This window comes from Roseateles terrae, assembly GCF_014192155.1.
Lineage (GTDB): Bacteria > Pseudomonadota > Gammaproteobacteria > Burkholderiales > Burkholderiaceae_C > Roseateles > Roseateles terrae.
Genome location: NZ_JACHXO010000003.1, coordinates 124,795 through 139,580, shown reverse-complemented (window position 1 = coordinate 139,580; position 14,786 = coordinate 124,795). Strand labels below are relative to the sequence as shown.

The following is a 14,786-nucleotide window of genomic DNA, read 5'->3' as shown; positions in this document are numbered from 1 at the left end:
ACATGAGCCATGAGTACTAACCTGCCCCCGGACTTCGACGCCGGCCGCCTGGTGATGGTGGACATCACCGGCACCTCGCTGGATGCCGCCACCGCCGACTTCCTGCGTCAGCAGCGCATTCGCGCCGTCTGCCTGTTCCGCAAGAACCTCGGCACCGAGGCGCAAGTCCGTCAGCTCACCCGCGATCTGCGGGAGGTGATGGGGCCGCAGGCGCTGATCGGTCTGGACCAGGAGGGCGGATCGGTGGTGCGCGCCACCTTCCTGCCGCAGCCGCCGTCGGCGATGGCGCTTGGCGCCGCGGGCGACGAAGCGCTGGCCACCCAGGTCGGTGCGGCGGTGGCCCGTGGCCTGCGCGGCATCGGCATCAACTGGAATTTCGCGCCGGTGGTGGACATCAACAACAACCCCGCCAATCCGGTGATCGCCGAGCGCAGCTTCGGAGAGACCGCCGAGACGGTGACGCGTCTGGCTGGGGCCTGGATGCAGGGCTCGCTGTCCGAAGGGGTGGCCTGCTGCATCAAGCACTTTCCCGGCCACGGCGACACGCACGTGGATTCCCACCTGGACCTGCCGACCGTCGAGAAGTCCCGCGCGGAGCTGGATGCGCTGGAACTGCGCCCCTTCCGCGCGCTGCGTGATGCCGCGCCCTCGGTGATGACCGCGCACATCGTCTATCCCGCCATCGATCCGGACTATCCGGCCACGCTGTCCCGCACGATTCTGGGCGGCATCCTCCGGGAAGAGCTGGGGTATGACGGCGTGGTCATCACCGATGCACTGATGATGAAGGCCATCGCCGACCGCTATGGCTATGCGCGTGCGGCTGTGCTGGCCATTCAGGCCGGGGCCGACATGATCCTGGCCCAGGGCTCGCTGGCCGAGCAGGCGCAGGCCATTCAGGCATTGCGGGACGGATTGGACCGCGGTGACATCGACCCCGCGCGGGCGCTGCAGGCGCAGTCGCGCCTGGACCGCATGGCGGACCGCTATCCGGTGCGCATGGACGACTACACCGGCGCACCGCGGGCGGCCGATGACGAACTGATGCGCCAGGCCTGGGCGCGTGGCCTGTGCGCCCTGCGCGGCGCCAAGGCTCCGGCGCGGGATGTGCCGCTGCGGGTGCTGGTGCAGGACGAAGTGCCCACCGACGGCGTCTCCGAAGCCGGTCCGACCGGACAGCAGGTGCGGGCGCTGTTCCGCGACCATCCACAGAGCGGACTGGTGGAATTCGTCTCGCTGCAGGACATCACCGCGCTGGACTGGTCGTCGCTGCCGCAGGATGGCCGCTTCACCGTGCTGGCCTCGACCCACCGAGGCCGGTATGGTGAGCAGGCGCGGCACTGGACGCCTGATCTGCATCTGGTGCTGTGGAATCCGTTCCAGGCGCTGGACGTGCAGGCCCCGACCGTCATCAGCTGGGGTTATGCCGACGGTGCGCTGGCCGCGCTCGGCGCCTGGATGGGCGGCACGCTGACGGCGACGGGTCAATCGCCCGTGACGCTGGACTGACCGAATCGACAGGAGGCCTTCATGCGCCAGCCGTCTTCTCCTTCCGACCCATCCGGCCCGTCTGCCTTGAACGGAGTGTCTGCCATGGGTGCAACGTCCTCCATGAGTCACCTGCCCGCCAACGACGGCCGCTCGCCGATGCGCTGGGTGCCGACGCTGTACTTCGTGCAGGGCATGCAGTTCTTCGTGGTGATGGCCCTGGCCAGCTTCATGCTCAAGAACATGGGCGTGGGCAATGAGCAGATCGCCCGCTGGACCAGCCTGCTGGGCACGGCCTGGGCCATCAAGCCGTTGTGGAGCCCCTTCCTGGAGCTGGTGCACAGCAAGAAACTGATCGTGGTGGTGATGCAGTCGGTCGGCGCGGTGGCGTTGCTGCTGATGGCGTTGATGCTGCAGACGCCCTGGTGGTTCGCCGGGACGATCTGTGTGCTGTTCCTGATCGCCTATGGCTCTGCCACCCATGACATCGCCTGCGACGGCCTCTACATGGGCGCGCTGGATGCACAGCGCCAGGCGCGCTACGCCGGCTGGCAGGGCGCCTTCTTCAACGGCGCCCGCTTTTTCATGGTGGGCGTGGTGCTGAAGGTGGCGGGCCTGCTGGAAACGCCGATGGGGGTCTTTAATGCCTGGACGGTGGTGTTCCTCGGGCTGGGGGTTCTGCTGGCCGGGCTGGCCAGCTACAACGCGGTGATGCTGCCGGGGCAGCTGAGCACCGGCCATGTGGCGCTGCAGGCCTCGGCGATCCGGAAGACGACGGAAGAGATCGTGCGCGACTTCTTCAGCAAGCCCGGCATCCTGCTGGCGGTGCTGTTCATCGTGCTGTTCCGCTTCGCGGAGGGGCAGGTGCAGACCATCGGGCCGCTGTTCCTGATCGAGGCGCGCAGCAAGGGCGGCCTGGGCCTGACCACCAGCCAGGTGGCGGATGTGTATGGATGGGTGGGGACGGTGGCGTTCCTGACGGGCAGCATTCTGGGTGGTTACTTCACCGCCTGGCTGTCGCTGCGGCGGGCCATGCCCGTGCTGATCCTGGCGATGTCGGTGCCGAACGCGACCTTCTATTACCTGGCAGCGACCTTGCCGCAGGATATGTGGCACATCGGCGCCGCGGTGCTGGTGGAGATGTTTGGCTACGGCTTCGGCTTCGTCGGCATGATCCTCTACATCATGCAGGCGGTGGCGCCAGGGCGATTCCAGACGGCGCACTACGCGCTGGGGTCCGGGGTGATGCAGCTGGGATTCATCCTGTCGCGCAGCGTCAGCGGCGATATTCAGGTGCATCTGGGGTACGAGCACTTCTTCCTCTGGACGCTGTTCTGCGGCCTGCCGGTGTTGGCGTTGCTGCCCTTCGTGCGGATGTCGGCGCTGGATCCGGTCGGTGCAGGCGAGAAGACGCCGGAGGCAGGGGTGCCGGTGTCGAAGCCGGCGACGTGAGTCAGCGGGTGGACAAAGACATGAGCGGGCTGAGCAGGCGATTGAGCAGCCTACTGAGCAGCCCATTGAGCAGCCCACTGAGCAGCCCATTGAGCGGTCAGCCGAGCGGCCCATGGCGCAGACAAGTGCGCAGCCAATCGCAGAGCCAATTGCAGAGCCAATTGCAGAGCCAATCGAGCAGTCAAATGAGCGGCCAAACGAACAGCCAATCAAGCGGCCAAGAGAGCTGCCCATCGCGCGCGCCATCAGCCGGGGCGTGGGGAGGCGAAGTGAGCCTCTCGACGAGCAGCGGGTCGAGGCGTCCTCTGGGGCGGATCTGCGCCGCTGGATGGGTGGCGATGTCGCTGGTGGGCATCCACGGTGCCGTCGATGCGGCGGGGGCGGGCGACGCTCCTGCGACCAAGGCGCCGACTGCTTGGTTCTTCGACGACTTCACCTATCCGACCGTCCAGGCGATGCAGGAGGCGGGGTGGCAGATCCGCAGCGCGGCCGGCCATCCTGGCATTCCGGGCGCTCGGTGGGCGCCCGAGGGCGTGACGCTGGTAGACGACGTGTCGCCGCCTGCCTTCAAACCTGGTGCTGCAGGGGCGGCCAAAGGCGGCAAGGAGACCAACGCGGCCGGCGCCGTGCGCGCGACCCCGGCCACGCAGGGTGCAAGCCTTGCCGCCGCGCCGCAGCGCCTGCTGCTGCTGCGCGCCGCCACCGACGGCACCGGGCCGGGCACCACCCAGGTCCAGGTCTGCCACCAGCGCAAATATCTCGAAGGTACCTATGCCGCGCGGGTGCGCTTCAGCGACCAGCCCGTCACCGGCGCGGACGGCGATCCGGTTATCCAGACCTTCTATGCGGTCAGCCCGCTGCGCTTTGACTTCGACCCGGAGTTCAGCGAGCTGGATTGGGAATACCTGCCCAATGGCGGCTGGGGCAGCGACAAGACCCGGCTCTACGGCATCACCTGGCAGACCGTGCGTCTGGAGCCTTGGCTGGCCTACAACCAGCAGCATGAGGAGTTCGCGCAGCTGGGCGCGCCCGGGCACGACTGGCACACGCTGGTGATGCAGGTGGCGGAGGGCCGCACGCGCTGGTTTGTCGATGGTCGGCAGGTGGCGGAGCACGGCGGTCGGAACTATCCGGTGGTGCAGATGTCGATCAACTTCAATCTCTGGTTTTCACCCGGAGGACCGCTGCCACAAGGCGGCGCACCGCGGGTGTATGAGCAGGCGGTGGACTGGGTGGTGCATGCGCGCAATGCCGTGCTGAGCCCCGAGCAGATTGAAGCGCAGGTGGCGCAGTGGCGTCAGCGCGGCGTGGATCATGTGGACCAGGTGAGTCCGCCGCTGGTCCCGTTGGAGAATCGCTGCGATTTCTAAGCACGTGAAGGGGTGGGGTGATGCAGGCAGACCAGGATGGACATCACACCGGGCTGCGGCCTGGCCCCGCTGGATTCGCCACGTCCCGTTCCGGCGCCAGCACCGTCACCGATACATTTACCGTTGCCGGCACTGGCACTGGCACTGGCACTGGCATTGGCACTGGCACTGGCACTGGCACTGGCACTGGCACTGGCACCGGCGCCCGCACCGGCAGAGGCACCGGCTTTGCCCCTGCCTCTGCCTCTGCCGGCGGGCGCCTGCCCTCCGTGGATGCCCTGCGCGGCTGCACGGTGGCCGCCATGCTGCTGGTCAACAACCCCGGGAGCTGGTCTCACATCTACCCGCCGCTCAAGCATGCGGCCTGGCATGGGTGGACGGTCACCGACCTGATCTTTCCCTTTTTCCTGTTCATCGTGGGCGTGTCGCTCGCGCTGAGCCTTGGCGGGAAGCTGGATCGCGGGGAGGGGGATCGGGCTGCGATGCGCCGCGGCGTGCTGATGCGCGGCCTTCGGGTGCTGCTGCTGGGACTGGCACTCAACGCGCTCGCCTGGTGGCTGCTGGACCGACCGTCGCTACGCTGGCCCGGCGTCCTGCAGCGCATCGGTCTGTGTATTGCACTGGCAGGCGTGATCGTGACGGCTGTCGGACGGGGACGCCTGTGGGCGATCCTCGCGGCGCTGCTGGTCGGCCATGCGGCCCTGCTGATGGCGGGCGGTACGCTGGAGCCCCTGCTCGACCTGTCCAGCCGCGTCGATGCCTGGCTGTTCGGTCCGCATGGCTATCGATGGGATCCACAGACCGGGTTGGGGAGGGATCCGGAGGGCCTGGTGTCCACCCTCGGCGCATTGGCCACCACGCTCCTGGGTTATTTGCTCGGCAGCGCGCTGCGGATGGGGCAGGACCGGCGGATCCTTGGGGCAGGCGTCGTGCTCGCCGCGATCGGATGGGGCCTGGACGCTGCTGGCGCCATGCCGATCAACAAAGCGCTCTGGACGCCGTCGTTTGTGCTGTGGACCGGCGGTCTGGCCGCCTTGGCTCTGGCGCTGTGCCATCGGCTGGTGGATGTGCGGGGGTGGCCTGCCATCGGAAGACGCTTTGGTGTCAATGCCATTGCGGCTTATGCGGGTGCCTGGCTGGGCAGCATTCTGCTTGCAGCGTCGGGGCTGATGCCGCGTCTCTATGAGGGCGTGTTTGGCACGCTCTTCGGCCGGTTCGGTCCAGAGGCGCAGTCCCTGAGTTTTGCACTGGCCACCGTGGCGGTGTGGTGGGGGGTAATGGTGGCGATGGACCGCTGGAAGATCTACCTCAAGCTGTGAGCCGTTCCGGCAAGCTCGTTGCCGGTCGAGTCGCTGGTAGAGCCGGCGGTTCAGCCGCCGGTTCAGCGACCACGCCAGTGGCCGGTTCAGGTGCCGCGTCAGCCTGCAGGTTCGGCGTCGTCGGGCGCCTCTCCGCGCTTGGCAAAGCAACAAAAAAGCCCCGCCATCTGCATGGCGGGGCTTTGTCTTCTGCTCAGGCGATCAGTAGCGGGCGCGCAGCGTCACGTAGTACTGGCGACCGTTGCTGTAGAACGCGCGCGGTTGGTCCTTGTTGTCCCCGAAGTACTTTAGCGTCGGGTTGTTCAGGTTCAGGCCGTCCAGGCTCAGCGACAGGTAGTCGTTGATCTTGTAGTTGATCGACGCCACCAGGGTGCCCACGTCATCCATGTGCATCTTCACACCGCGGTCGTAGCTGCCGTAGAACTTGGAGCGGTAGCTGTAGGCCACCCGGGCGCTCAGCACGTCGTTCTCGAAGTAGCCTTCCAGGTTGTAGGTGTTCTTCGAGTTGCCCGACATCTCGCCGCCACCGTCCAGCTTGCCGCTGGCGTAGGTGTAGTTGGCGTTGATGCCGAAGTTGCCGAACAGCGGCTGCTGATAGCCCAGTTCAAAGCCCTTGTTCTTCGCGCCCACATTCACCGGCTGGGTGATGTTGTAGGTCTCGATCTGCTTGTGCAGGTCGCTGAAGAACTGGCCCTGCGTCACGCGGTAGTCCACGAAGGAGCTGAAGTCCTGGTAGAACACACCGGCCGAGATCAGCGAGCGCGGCGCGAAGTACCACTCCAGCGACAGGTCATAGTTGACCGAGCGCACCGGATTCAGGTTGGGGTTGCCGCTGCTGCCGGTGTTGAGCTGGTCGTTCAACGAGGTGGTGGAGCTCAGCGCGGTGTAGTCGGCACGCGCCATCGTCTTGGCCAGGGCGCCGCGCAGCACCAGGTCGGAGTTCAGGCGATACGACAGGTTGGCGCTGGGCAGGACGTCGGTGTAGTTGCGGTCAGTGTACTCACGCACGAAGGGACCGAACAGCGAGGTGCTGTCGATGACCGACGCCGGATCCTGCGAATTGGGCGCCCGCAGCGTGGAGTAGTGGCCCTTGGTACGCACTACCCGCACGCCGGCATTGGCCTTCCAGCGGTCACCGGAGAAGAAGCCCATGACGTAGCCGGCATCGGTCTTCTCGTTGACGTCGAAGTCGTTGGTCCATTCGTGACGCTGCGCCGGGTCGTAGTTGAAGACGGCGTTCGGGTCCGGATTGGCTTGCGTCGAGATGGTCGCCCACTTGGCGATGTCGGCATTGCTCAGGCGCCACATGCCCGTGATCGGTGCGCCGAAGGCCGAGCCGAAGTTGCTCGGATAGGTGGCGCCGCCCCAGGCGGGAATCGTCTTGTCGATGTTCGCATTGGCCCAGTTGGGGCCGCTGGAGATCCAGTTGCCGTTGGTGCGGCTGTGATCGGTGAAGCGCACGCCCGTCTTGATGGACTCCAGCGGGCCGGCATCGACCTGCCATTCGGCGTCCAGCGTGCCGTAGCTTTCTTCGTCCGGAACCTTGACCTTGGCACCGTAGTTCCAGTTCCAGTACATGGTCTTGTAGTCGCGGAAGTTGGCACCGCTGGCGCTGGTGAAGCCGACCGACGGACCGCGGCTGGTGCCGTTCATCATGTAGCTCAGGGCCATCGGGGTGTTGCCGGCGCTGCCGACGTTGCCCACTTCCGAAGCGAATTCCTGCGAAGCGCCAGTGCCCTTGGTGCGGCCGATCTGGCCGGTCAGGGTCAGGCGGTCGGTGGCGGTCCACTTGCCATCCAGGTTGATGTAGTTGGACTTTTGCTCGGCGCCCGGACGGATGCCGCTGTCCACGATGATCGAATTGGCCTTGCCGGTCTCGGGGAAGGTGGCGCCGACCAGCGTCTTGCCGTCGGCACTGGTGGTGGCGGTCAGCGGGGCGATGCCGGCATCGAACAACCACTTCGGAGACGCCATGAAGTTGGTGTTCATGTTGGACGCCTTGACCTTGGAGGTGAAGGCGCTCAGACCCAGCGTCAGGTCGTTGGTGGGCTTGATCTGCGCTTCGAAGGCGCCGCCCTGGCGGTGACGCTCCTGCTCGAACAGGCTGGCACCGATCAGGCTGGGCGCCTTGACACCGTCCAGCACGTCGATCGATTGCACCGTGCCATTGAGGTTGACGGTGGTGCCGGTGGCGAACTTGGTCTTGTCGATGGTGAAGTAGCCCAGCACTTCATTGCCATCTCGGCGCAGATGCTGCTTCTGATCGAAGACCTGCAGCAGCATGCCGAAGGTGTTGGAACTGTTCTTCCAGGCGGCCAGGGCGCTCAGCTGCGGATCGGTCTTGTCGGCCAGCGTGCTGTGCATCGCGCCGACGGAGGCTTCCAGCGTCAGGTTCTTCTTGAATTCCAGCGGGCGGCGGGTCTGCACATCCACCGCACCGGCCACGCCACCTTCCACCAGGTCGGCGCGTGCGGTCTTGTTGATGGTGACCTTGCCGACCAGCTCCGAGGGCAGCAGGGAGTAGCTGGCGCTGCGACCGACGGTGGTGCCGAACAGGTTCAGGACGAACCAGTCACCGGTGGACACGGCGTGGCCGTTGATCAGGGTCTGGGTCAGGCTGGGACTGGTGCCGCGGATGCTGACGCGGTCGTTTTCGGAGAAGCCGCCTTCACCGCCGGCGCTGGAGGCGATGTTCACGCCGGGGACGCGCTGGATGGCGTCGGCGACGTTCTTGTCCGGCATCTTGCCCACGTCTTCGGCGGTGACGACTTCCACCAGGGAGTCGGCGTTGCGCTTGGTGTTGAGCGACGACTCACGCGAGGCCCGGATGCCGGTCACAACGACCTGTTCCAGCTGCTGGGTGTCCGCTTTCTTGTCGGCCTTCTGTTCTGTGGTTTGGGCCTGGACTGCACAGGCCACGCTCAGCAGAGTGAGCGTGACTGCTGCAGCGATGGGGGTCTGAATGACCTTCATGAACTGCTCCTCGAGTGGCCTTGATCTGGAATCCATCTTTTTGAATCCATGAGGCCGGGATGAACACTGGCACCCGAGTCACGACACCCATCGGCGGAGTGGCATGCAGCTGGCGCCCCCGAATACACCTTCGATACAACCAATGCCATGCCACTATAACGAGCGGTAGTGCCACTTTGCTACCAGTTTCAGGGCCGTGTTTTCCCTGCTGTGGCGGGGGCGCGACCGGCGTGCAACGCCTGTTTCAGGGTTTATCCAGGGGAGACAAAGCGAGGTCGTCCGGTCTCGCGAAGGCGCCACCGGGCCCTCCGTTTTGGTCGCTAATTGGTATTAGCCGGTCTGAAGACGTCGCGAGCAGGGTGCCTGCTGAGTCGTGGGACTGAACCGGAATCGGCAGCCGGGCAGGGGTGGGTCAAGGGGCGGCCCGAACGGACTACCATGCCTTCGAAGCGGCGGGGCGCGGGCGCTGGAACCCGCGGCGTTCCCACGCTACGTGGCCTAGCGGCTGCCCATGACCGCAGCGTGACGCTCTCTATGAAAAGCGGGTCCGTTGGCGGTGTGGGCGCGCATCGCACTCCTCATGACTTTCACCCAAAAAATGTTTGCGCCAAAAAATAGTGGTGCTATAGTCGTGGGCTTGCCTCGGAGGGGTGCCCGAGTGGCTAAAGGGGGCAGACTGTAAATCTGTTGGCTTACGCCTACGCTGGTTCGAATCCAGCCTCCTCCACCAAGGCAAACTAATGCAGAGATCCCGAAGTGGATGCAAAGAACAAAAGTTTGATGCATCTGCTTCGTGATTGAAGCGAAAGTGAGAGACTTGAAAAACTCCCGGGCGGGAGTAGTTCAATGGTAGAACCTTAGCCTTCCAAGCTAATGACACGGGTTCGATTCCCGTTTCCCGCTCCACAGTTGGAAGTACAGGTGTTGTGTTGACAGTGTCGGCACAGGTTTGTTGATTCGCAGCGCGTTTGATGGCGCTGCAGCAGAGTCGCCAGTCCTGTGTCGATGCCCATGTGGCTCAGTGGTAGAGCACTCCCTTGGTAAGGGAGAGGTCACGCGTTCGATCCGCGTCATGGGCACCACCTCTTTCCTCTCAATCTGATTCCCTCGATCTGATCGCCAGGAGCGCAAGATGGCAAAAGGCAAGTTTGAACGTACCAAGCCTCACGTGAACGTGGGCACGATTGGTCACGTTGACCATGGCAAGACCACGCTGACGGCTGCTATCGCAACCGTGCTGGCCTCGAAGTTTGGCGGCGAAGCCAAGGCCTACGACCAGATCGACGCGGCTCCCGAAGAAAAGGCCCGCGGCATCACGATCAACACCGCTCACGTGGAATACGAGACGGCCAACCGCCACTACGCGCACGTTGACTGCCCGGGCCACGCTGACTATGTGAAGAACATGATCACCGGCGCCGCTCAGATGGACGGCGCGATCCTGGTGTGCTCGGCCGCTGACGGCCCGATGCCCCAGACCCGCGAGCACATCCTGCTGGCGCGTCAGGTGGGCGTGAAGTACATCATCGTGTTCCTGAACAAGTGCGACATGGTGGACGACGCCGAGCTGCTGGAGCTGGTGGAAATGGAAGTCCGCGAGCTGCTGAGCAAGTACGACTTCCCGGGCGACGACACCCCGATCATCAAGGGTTCGGCCAAGCTGGCGCTGGAAGGCGACAAGGGCGACCTGGGCGAGCAGGCGATCATGCGCCTGGCCGATGCACTGGACAGCTACATCCCCACGCCTGAGCGCGCTGTGGACGGCGCTTTCCTGCTGCCGGTGGAAGACGTGTTCTCGATCTCCGGCCGTGGCACCGTGGTGACCGGTCGTGTCGAGCGCGGCATCATCAAGGTCGGCGAGGAAATCGAAATCGTCGGTATCCGTGATCTGCAAAAGACCACCGTCACCGGCGTGGAAATGTTCCGCAAGCTGCTGGACCAAGGCCAGGCTGGCGACAACGTCGGTATCTTGCTGCGCGGCACCAAGCGTGAAGACGTCGAGCGCGGCCAAGTGCTGGCCAAGCCCGGCTCGATCAAGCCGCACACCCACTTCACTGCTGAGATCTACGTTCTGAGCAAGGAAGAAGGCGGCCGTCACACCCCGTTCTTCAACAACTACCGTCCCCAGTTCTACTTCCGCACGACGGACGTGACCGGTGCCGTGGAGCTGCCGAAGGACAAGGAAATGGTCATGCCTGGCGACAACGTCAGCATCACCGTGAAGCTGATCGCTCCGATCGCCATGGAAGAAGGTCTGCGCTTCGCCATCCGTGAAGGCGGTCGTACCGTCGGCTCGGGCGTCGTGGCGACGATCATCGAGTAATTTAGTAAGAAGGCCACAGGGGCATAGCTCAATTGGCAGAGCGTCGGTCTCCAAAACCGAAGGTTGGGGGTTCGAGACCCTCTGCCCCTGCCAGCGACAGGCGATAAGCATTAAGCGATAATCGCGCGCTGGAACAAGTGGTCAAGCCAAGCCCGCGGGAGTTCATCTCGGCGGGCTTTGCTGCTGGTGGGTTCTACGAACCATCGTGGTCGTAGCGGTTCAGAAGTGAGTTCAATGTCCAATCCTCAAGTCGAAACAGTGACGTCCGGCGCCGACAAGGCGAAGCTGGCGGGCGCTGTCGTCCTGCTCGTGGCCGCGCTGGTTGCGTTTTACGCGCTGGGCAAGCAGGGTCCTTGGGTGCAGTGGGGCGCGCTGATCGTGCTGCTGGCCGCCGCCGGGGGCGCTTTCCTGACGTCCGAGTCTGGCCGCTCCCTGATCGCCTACGGCCAGGACTCCGTCAAGGAAGTCCGCAAGGTGGTCTGGCCGACGGGCAAGGAAGCCCGTCAGATGACCCTTTACGTCTTTGCGTTCGTCGTGGTGATGGCGCTCTTCCTGTGGCTCACGGACAAGACGCTGGAATGGGTGCTGTACGACCTGATCCTGGGCTGGAAACGCTGAGCGAAGAGATAGGACCGAGATGAGCGAAGATCAAAACGTCGTTGCGACCGAGTCGACCGCCCCCGCAGGCCTGCCCAAGCGCTGGTATGTGGTGCATGCCTATTCGGGCATGGAAAAGGCCGTCGAGCGCAATCTGCGCGAGCGCATTGATCGCGCCGGCATGCAGGACAAGTTCGGTCGCATCCTGGTGCCGACCGAAGAAGTCGTTGAGCTGAAGAACGGCAAGAAGGCCGTGACCGAACGTCGCTTCTTCCCCGGCTACGTGCTGGTGGAAATGGTGATGGAAGACGACACCTGGCACCTGGTGAAGCACACCTCCAAGGTCACCGGCTTCGTGGGTGGCGCGAAGAACCGCCCGGCTCCGATCTCGGAGTCCGAGGTGATGAAGATCGTCAACCAGATGCAAGAGGGCGTGGACAAGCCGCGTCCGAAGGTCGAGTGGGTCGTGGGCGAAATCGTCCGCGTCAAGGAAGGTCCGTTCACCGACTTCAACGGCAGCATCGAAGAAGTCAACTACGACAAGTCGAAGCTGCGCGTGTCGGTCACCATCTTCGGCCGCGCAACGCCGGTCGAACTGGACTTCGCGCAAGTCGAGAAGGTCTGACCCCAGACCGCTGCATGGCGCCCCGGGCCTGGCTCGCGGCGCCTGCGCTGTTCATGGAGTCTGACAGTGCTCCGCGGCCCCGGCCGCGCAACTGTCCGTGACCAGTCTGCAACGAGAGGCGGACACGAGGAGCAAGGGTAAGGGCAACGCCTCAGCCCCTTGCGTTAGCACTCAGGCGATGCGGCGTGCCGCTGTGTCGCTGTAGGAGAAATCATGGCAAAGAAGATTGTCGGCTTCATCAAGCTGCAAATCCCTGCCGGCAAGGCGAACCCGTCGCCTCCGGTCGGTCCCGCGCTGGGTCAGCGTGGTCTGAACATCATGGAATTCTGCAAGGCGTTCAACGCCCAGACGCAGAGCTATGAGCCGGGCCTCAAGCTGCCGGTCGTGATCACCGCCTTCGCGGACAAGAGCTTCACCTTCGTGATCAAGTCGCCCCCGGCGACCGTGCTGATCAAGAAGGCCGCCAAGGTCGAGAAGGGTTCGCAGCGTCCCCATCTGGACAAGGTCGGCAAGCTGACCCGCGCCCAGCTGGAAGAAATCGCCAAGACCAAGCAAAAGGACCTGACGGCTGCCGACATGGACGCCGCAGTCCGCACCATCGCCGGCTCCGCCCGTTCGATGGGCATCATCGTGGAGGGTGTGTGACATGGCCAAGCTGACCAAGCGTCAACAAGCTCTACAGGGCAAGGTTGAAACGACCAAGCTGTATCCCCTGGCCGACGCGCTGAACCTGGTGAAGGAATGCGCCAACGCCAAGTTCGACGAATCGATCGACGTCTCCGTCCAGCTGGGCGTGGATGCGAAGAAGTCGGACCAAGTGGTTCGCGGCGCCGTGGTGATGCCCAACGGCATCGGCAAGAACAAGCGCGTGGCTGTGTTCGCCCAGGGCGCCAAGGCTGAAGAAGCCAAGGCCGCCGGTGCCGACGTCGTCGGCATGGAAGACCTGGCTGAGCGCGTCAAGGCGGGCGACATGCCCTTCGACGTGGTGATCGCCTCCCCCGACACGATGCGTGTCGTGGGTACCCTGGGTCAGATCCTGGGCCCCCGTGGCCTGATGCCGAACCCGAAGGTCGGCACCGTGACCCCGGACGTCGCCACCGCCGTCAAGAACGCCAAGGCCGGTCAGGTCCAGTTCCGTATCGACAAGGCCGGCATCGTGCACGCCACCATCGGCCGTCGTTCGTTCGACACCGACAAGCTGGAAGGCAACCTGCGCGCGCTGGTCGAGGCTCTGAACAAGAGCAAGCCGGCAACCAGCAAGGGTGTGTACCTGCGCAAGGTGGCTGTGTCCTCCACCATGGGCGTTGGCGCCCGTGTGGACGTCGCGACCATCAACGCAGCGGCTTCCGCCTAAGCAACTCAGATGAGGCGTGACGCGAGTCTGGCGTCGCGCTGATGAATTGGTGGGTCGGACCGGTGGCAACACCGGTCCGGGTCATCCAAGACCGCTGGCGTGAATGACGGCTTTTTTGGCGTCCTTCGCTTAATCGGGAGCTTCGGCTCCCCGCCAGCGCAGATGGCGGTCCCGCTGAACGGATCTGATTTCCTGATCCCGACAGAAGGTCGCTGAATCCGGTGCCCGAGACGAGACGCGCAAGCGTCGGATCAAAGGCGTAATGTGAGGAGTAGACCTTGAGTCTCAATCGCAACGAGAAAGCAGCCGTTGTGTCGGACGTGGCGGCGCAAGCTGCCAAGTCGCAGACGCTGGCGCTGGCCGAGTACCGTGGCCTCACCGTTGAAGCCCTGAACAAGCTGCGCGTCACCGCGCGTGCCCAAGGCGTGTATCTTCATGTTCTGAAGAACACCCTGGCTCGCCGCGCTGTGGCTGGCACTTCGTTCGAGGCTGCTTCGGATGCCATGGTCGGTCCGCTGATCTACGGCTTTTCGGAAGATGCTGTCGCGGCTGCCAAAGTCATCGCTGACTTTGCCAAGACCAACGACAAGCTCGTCCTCAAGGGTGGCGCCTACGGCGGCAAGGTTCTGGACGTCAACGGCCTGAAGGCCCTGGCTTCCGTGCCCAGCAAGGAAGTCCTGCTGTCCCAGATCGCTGGCCTGCTCAAGTCGCCGGTGCAACGCACCGCCGCTGTGCTGGCTGCCCTGGCTCAGCAAAAGGGTGGCGGCGCCGAAGCCGAAGCCCCGGCCGACACTGCTGCAGCCTGAACTGGCTTGCAAGCGACACCCCAAAACACCTTCTGTATTTAGGAAAAAATCATGGCATTCGACAAAGACGCTTTCCTGTCCGCTCTGGACAGCATGACCGTTCTGGAACTGAACGATCTGGTCAAGGCAATTGAAGAGAAGTTCGGCGTGACCGCCGCTTCGATGGCTGCTCCCGCCGCTGGCGGCGCTGCCGGCGCTGGCGCTGCTGCTGCTGAAGAGAAGACCGAATTCAACGTCGTCCTGACCGACGCCGGCGCCAACAAGGTGTCCGTCATCAAGGCCGTGCGCGAAATCACCGGTCTGGGTCTGAAGGAAGCCAAGGACCTGGTCGACGGCGCTCCGAAGCCGGTCAAGGAAGGCATTGCCAAGGCCGACGCCGAAGCTGCCAAGAAGAAGCTGGAAGAAGCCGGCGCCAAGGTCGAACTCAAGTAATGACCTTGGAGAACCGGCGGGCCTGGCTTGCCGGTTCTTCTCCGAGA

At 64.3% G+C, this 14,786-nt stretch carries 12 protein-coding genes and 4 tRNA genes; 15 read left to right on the top strand and 1 reads right to left on the bottom strand.

The genetic code is table 11. The annotated features are described in order from the left end of the window. Window positions 1-9: 9 nt before the first annotated feature. From nagZ to FHS28_RS09925, 4 genes are all read left to right on the top strand, one after another. A complete protein-coding gene (nagZ, locus tag FHS28_RS09940; protein WP_088453077.1) occupies window positions 10-1,509 on the top strand; it encodes a beta-N-acetylhexosaminidase in 1,500 nt (499 codons plus the stop codon). A 102-nt stretch (window positions 1,510-1,611) separates the two neighbouring features. Further along, entirely contained in the window at window positions 1,612-2,940 is a 1,329-nt protein-coding gene (locus FHS28_RS09935) for an MFS transporter (protein ID WP_088453079.1), read from the top strand. Window positions 2,941-3,278: 338 nt separating this feature from the next. Continuing rightward, on the top strand, window positions 3,279-4,310 hold the full coding sequence (locus tag FHS28_RS09930) for a glycoside hydrolase family 16 protein (protein WP_088453081.1): 1,032 nt from the start codon (window positions 3,279-3,281) through the stop codon (window positions 4,308-4,310). Window positions 4,311-4,330: 20 nt separating this feature from the next. Further along, window positions 4,331-5,629: an acyltransferase family protein gene (locus FHS28_RS09925; RefSeq protein WP_088453178.1), complete on the top strand. Its 1,299-nt coding sequence runs from the start codon at window positions 4,331-4,333 to the stop codon at window positions 5,627-5,629. 201 nt (window positions 5,630-5,830) lie between these two features. On the opposite strand, the gene FHS28_RS09920 is transcribed toward FHS28_RS09925, so the two are convergent. Next, complete coding sequence (locus tag FHS28_RS09920; RefSeq protein ID WP_184294489.1) at window positions 5,831-8,602, bottom strand: TonB-dependent receptor; 2,772 nt, start codon at window positions 8,600-8,602, stop codon at window positions 5,831-5,833. Between the two features lie 644 nt (window positions 8,603-9,246). Here FHS28_RS09920 and FHS28_RS09915 point away from each other — a divergent pair. From FHS28_RS09915 to rplL, 11 genes are all read left to right on the top strand, one after another. After that, window positions 9,247-9,332: transfer RNA gene (locus FHS28_RS09915), tRNA-Tyr, on the top strand. Window positions 9,333-9,434: 102 nt separating this feature from the next. Then, window positions 9,435-9,508, top strand: a tRNA-Gly gene (locus tag FHS28_RS09910). Window positions 9,509-9,609: 101 nt separating this feature from the next. Next, window positions 9,610-9,684: transfer RNA gene (locus tag FHS28_RS09905), tRNA-Thr, on the top strand. A 50-nt stretch (window positions 9,685-9,734) separates the two neighbouring features. Next, entirely contained in the window at window positions 9,735-10,925 is a 1,191-nt protein-coding gene (gene tuf, locus FHS28_RS09900; RefSeq protein WP_184294483.1) for an elongation factor Tu, read from the top strand. 17 nt (window positions 10,926-10,942) lie between these two features. Further along, a tRNA-Trp gene (locus FHS28_RS09895) sits at window positions 10,943-11,018 on the top strand. 141 nt (window positions 11,019-11,159) lie between these two features. After that, on the top strand, window positions 11,160-11,543 hold the full coding sequence (gene secE, locus FHS28_RS09890; protein WP_088454774.1) for a preprotein translocase subunit SecE: 384 nt from the start codon (window positions 11,160-11,162) through the stop codon (window positions 11,541-11,543). 19 nt (window positions 11,544-11,562) lie between these two features. Further along, on the top strand, window positions 11,563-12,147 hold the full coding sequence (nusG, locus tag FHS28_RS09885; RefSeq protein ID WP_058933583.1) for a transcription termination/antitermination protein NusG: 585 nt from the start codon (window positions 11,563-11,565) through the stop codon (window positions 12,145-12,147). Window positions 12,148-12,360: 213 nt separating this feature from the next. Beyond that, on the top strand, window positions 12,361-12,792 hold the full coding sequence (gene rplK / locus FHS28_RS09880; RefSeq protein WP_088454773.1) for a 50S ribosomal protein L11: 432 nt from the start codon (window positions 12,361-12,363) through the stop codon (window positions 12,790-12,792). A 1-nt stretch (window position 12,793) separates the two neighbouring features. Beyond that, complete coding sequence (gene rplA / locus FHS28_RS09875) at window positions 12,794-13,501, top strand: 50S ribosomal protein L1 (RefSeq protein ID WP_088454772.1); 708 nt, start codon at window positions 12,794-12,796, stop codon at window positions 13,499-13,501. 278 nt (window positions 13,502-13,779) lie between these two features. Next, window positions 13,780-14,307, top strand: a complete 528-nt coding sequence (rplJ, locus tag FHS28_RS09870; RefSeq protein WP_088454771.1) for a 50S ribosomal protein L10 — start codon at window positions 13,780-13,782, stop codon at window positions 14,305-14,307. A 51-nt stretch (window positions 14,308-14,358) separates the two neighbouring features. Then, window positions 14,359-14,739 carry a 50S ribosomal protein L7/L12 gene (gene rplL / locus FHS28_RS09865; protein WP_088454770.1) on the top strand — a complete coding sequence of 127 codons (381 nt, stop codon included), beginning with the start codon at window positions 14,359-14,361 and terminating at the stop codon, window positions 14,737-14,739. Window positions 14,740-14,786: the final 47 nt, after the last annotated feature.

What these genes read in the sequence shown, in the direction of transcription:
- rplL (WP_088454770.1), top strand. Translation starts at nt 14,359, where the DNA reads ATGGCATTCGACAAAGACGCTTTCCTGTCCGCTCTGGACAGCATGACC.
- rplA (WP_088454772.1), top strand. Translation starts at nt 12,794, where the DNA reads ATGGCCAAGCTGACCAAGCGTCAACAAGCTCTACAGGGCAAGGTTGAA.
- FHS28_RS09930 (WP_088453081.1), top strand. Translation starts at nt 3,279, where the DNA reads ATGTCGCTGGTGGGCATCCACGGTGCCGTCGATGCGGCGGGGGCGGGC.
- FHS28_RS09925 (WP_088453178.1), top strand. Translation starts at nt 4,331, where the DNA reads ATGCAGGCAGACCAGGATGGACATCACACCGGGCTGCGGCCTGGCCCC.
- FHS28_RS09935 (WP_088453079.1), top strand. Translation starts at nt 1,612, where the DNA reads ATGAGTCACCTGCCCGCCAACGACGGCCGCTCGCCGATGCGCTGGGTG.
- tuf (WP_184294483.1), top strand. Translation starts at nt 9,735, where the DNA reads ATGGCAAAAGGCAAGTTTGAACGTACCAAGCCTCACGTGAACGTGGGC.
- FHS28_RS09920 (WP_184294489.1), bottom strand. Translation starts at nt 8,602, where the DNA reads ATGAAGGTCATTCAGACCCCCATCGCTGCAGCAGTCACGCTCACTCTG.
- nusG (WP_058933583.1), top strand. Translation starts at nt 11,563, where the DNA reads ATGAGCGAAGATCAAAACGTCGTTGCGACCGAGTCGACCGCCCCCGCA.
- nagZ (WP_088453077.1), top strand. Translation starts at nt 10, where the DNA reads ATGAGTACTAACCTGCCCCCGGACTTCGACGCCGGCCGCCTGGTGATG.
- rplK (WP_088454773.1), top strand. Translation starts at nt 12,361, where the DNA reads ATGGCAAAGAAGATTGTCGGCTTCATCAAGCTGCAAATCCCTGCCGGC.
- secE (WP_088454774.1), top strand. Translation starts at nt 11,160, where the DNA reads ATGTCCAATCCTCAAGTCGAAACAGTGACGTCCGGCGCCGACAAGGCG.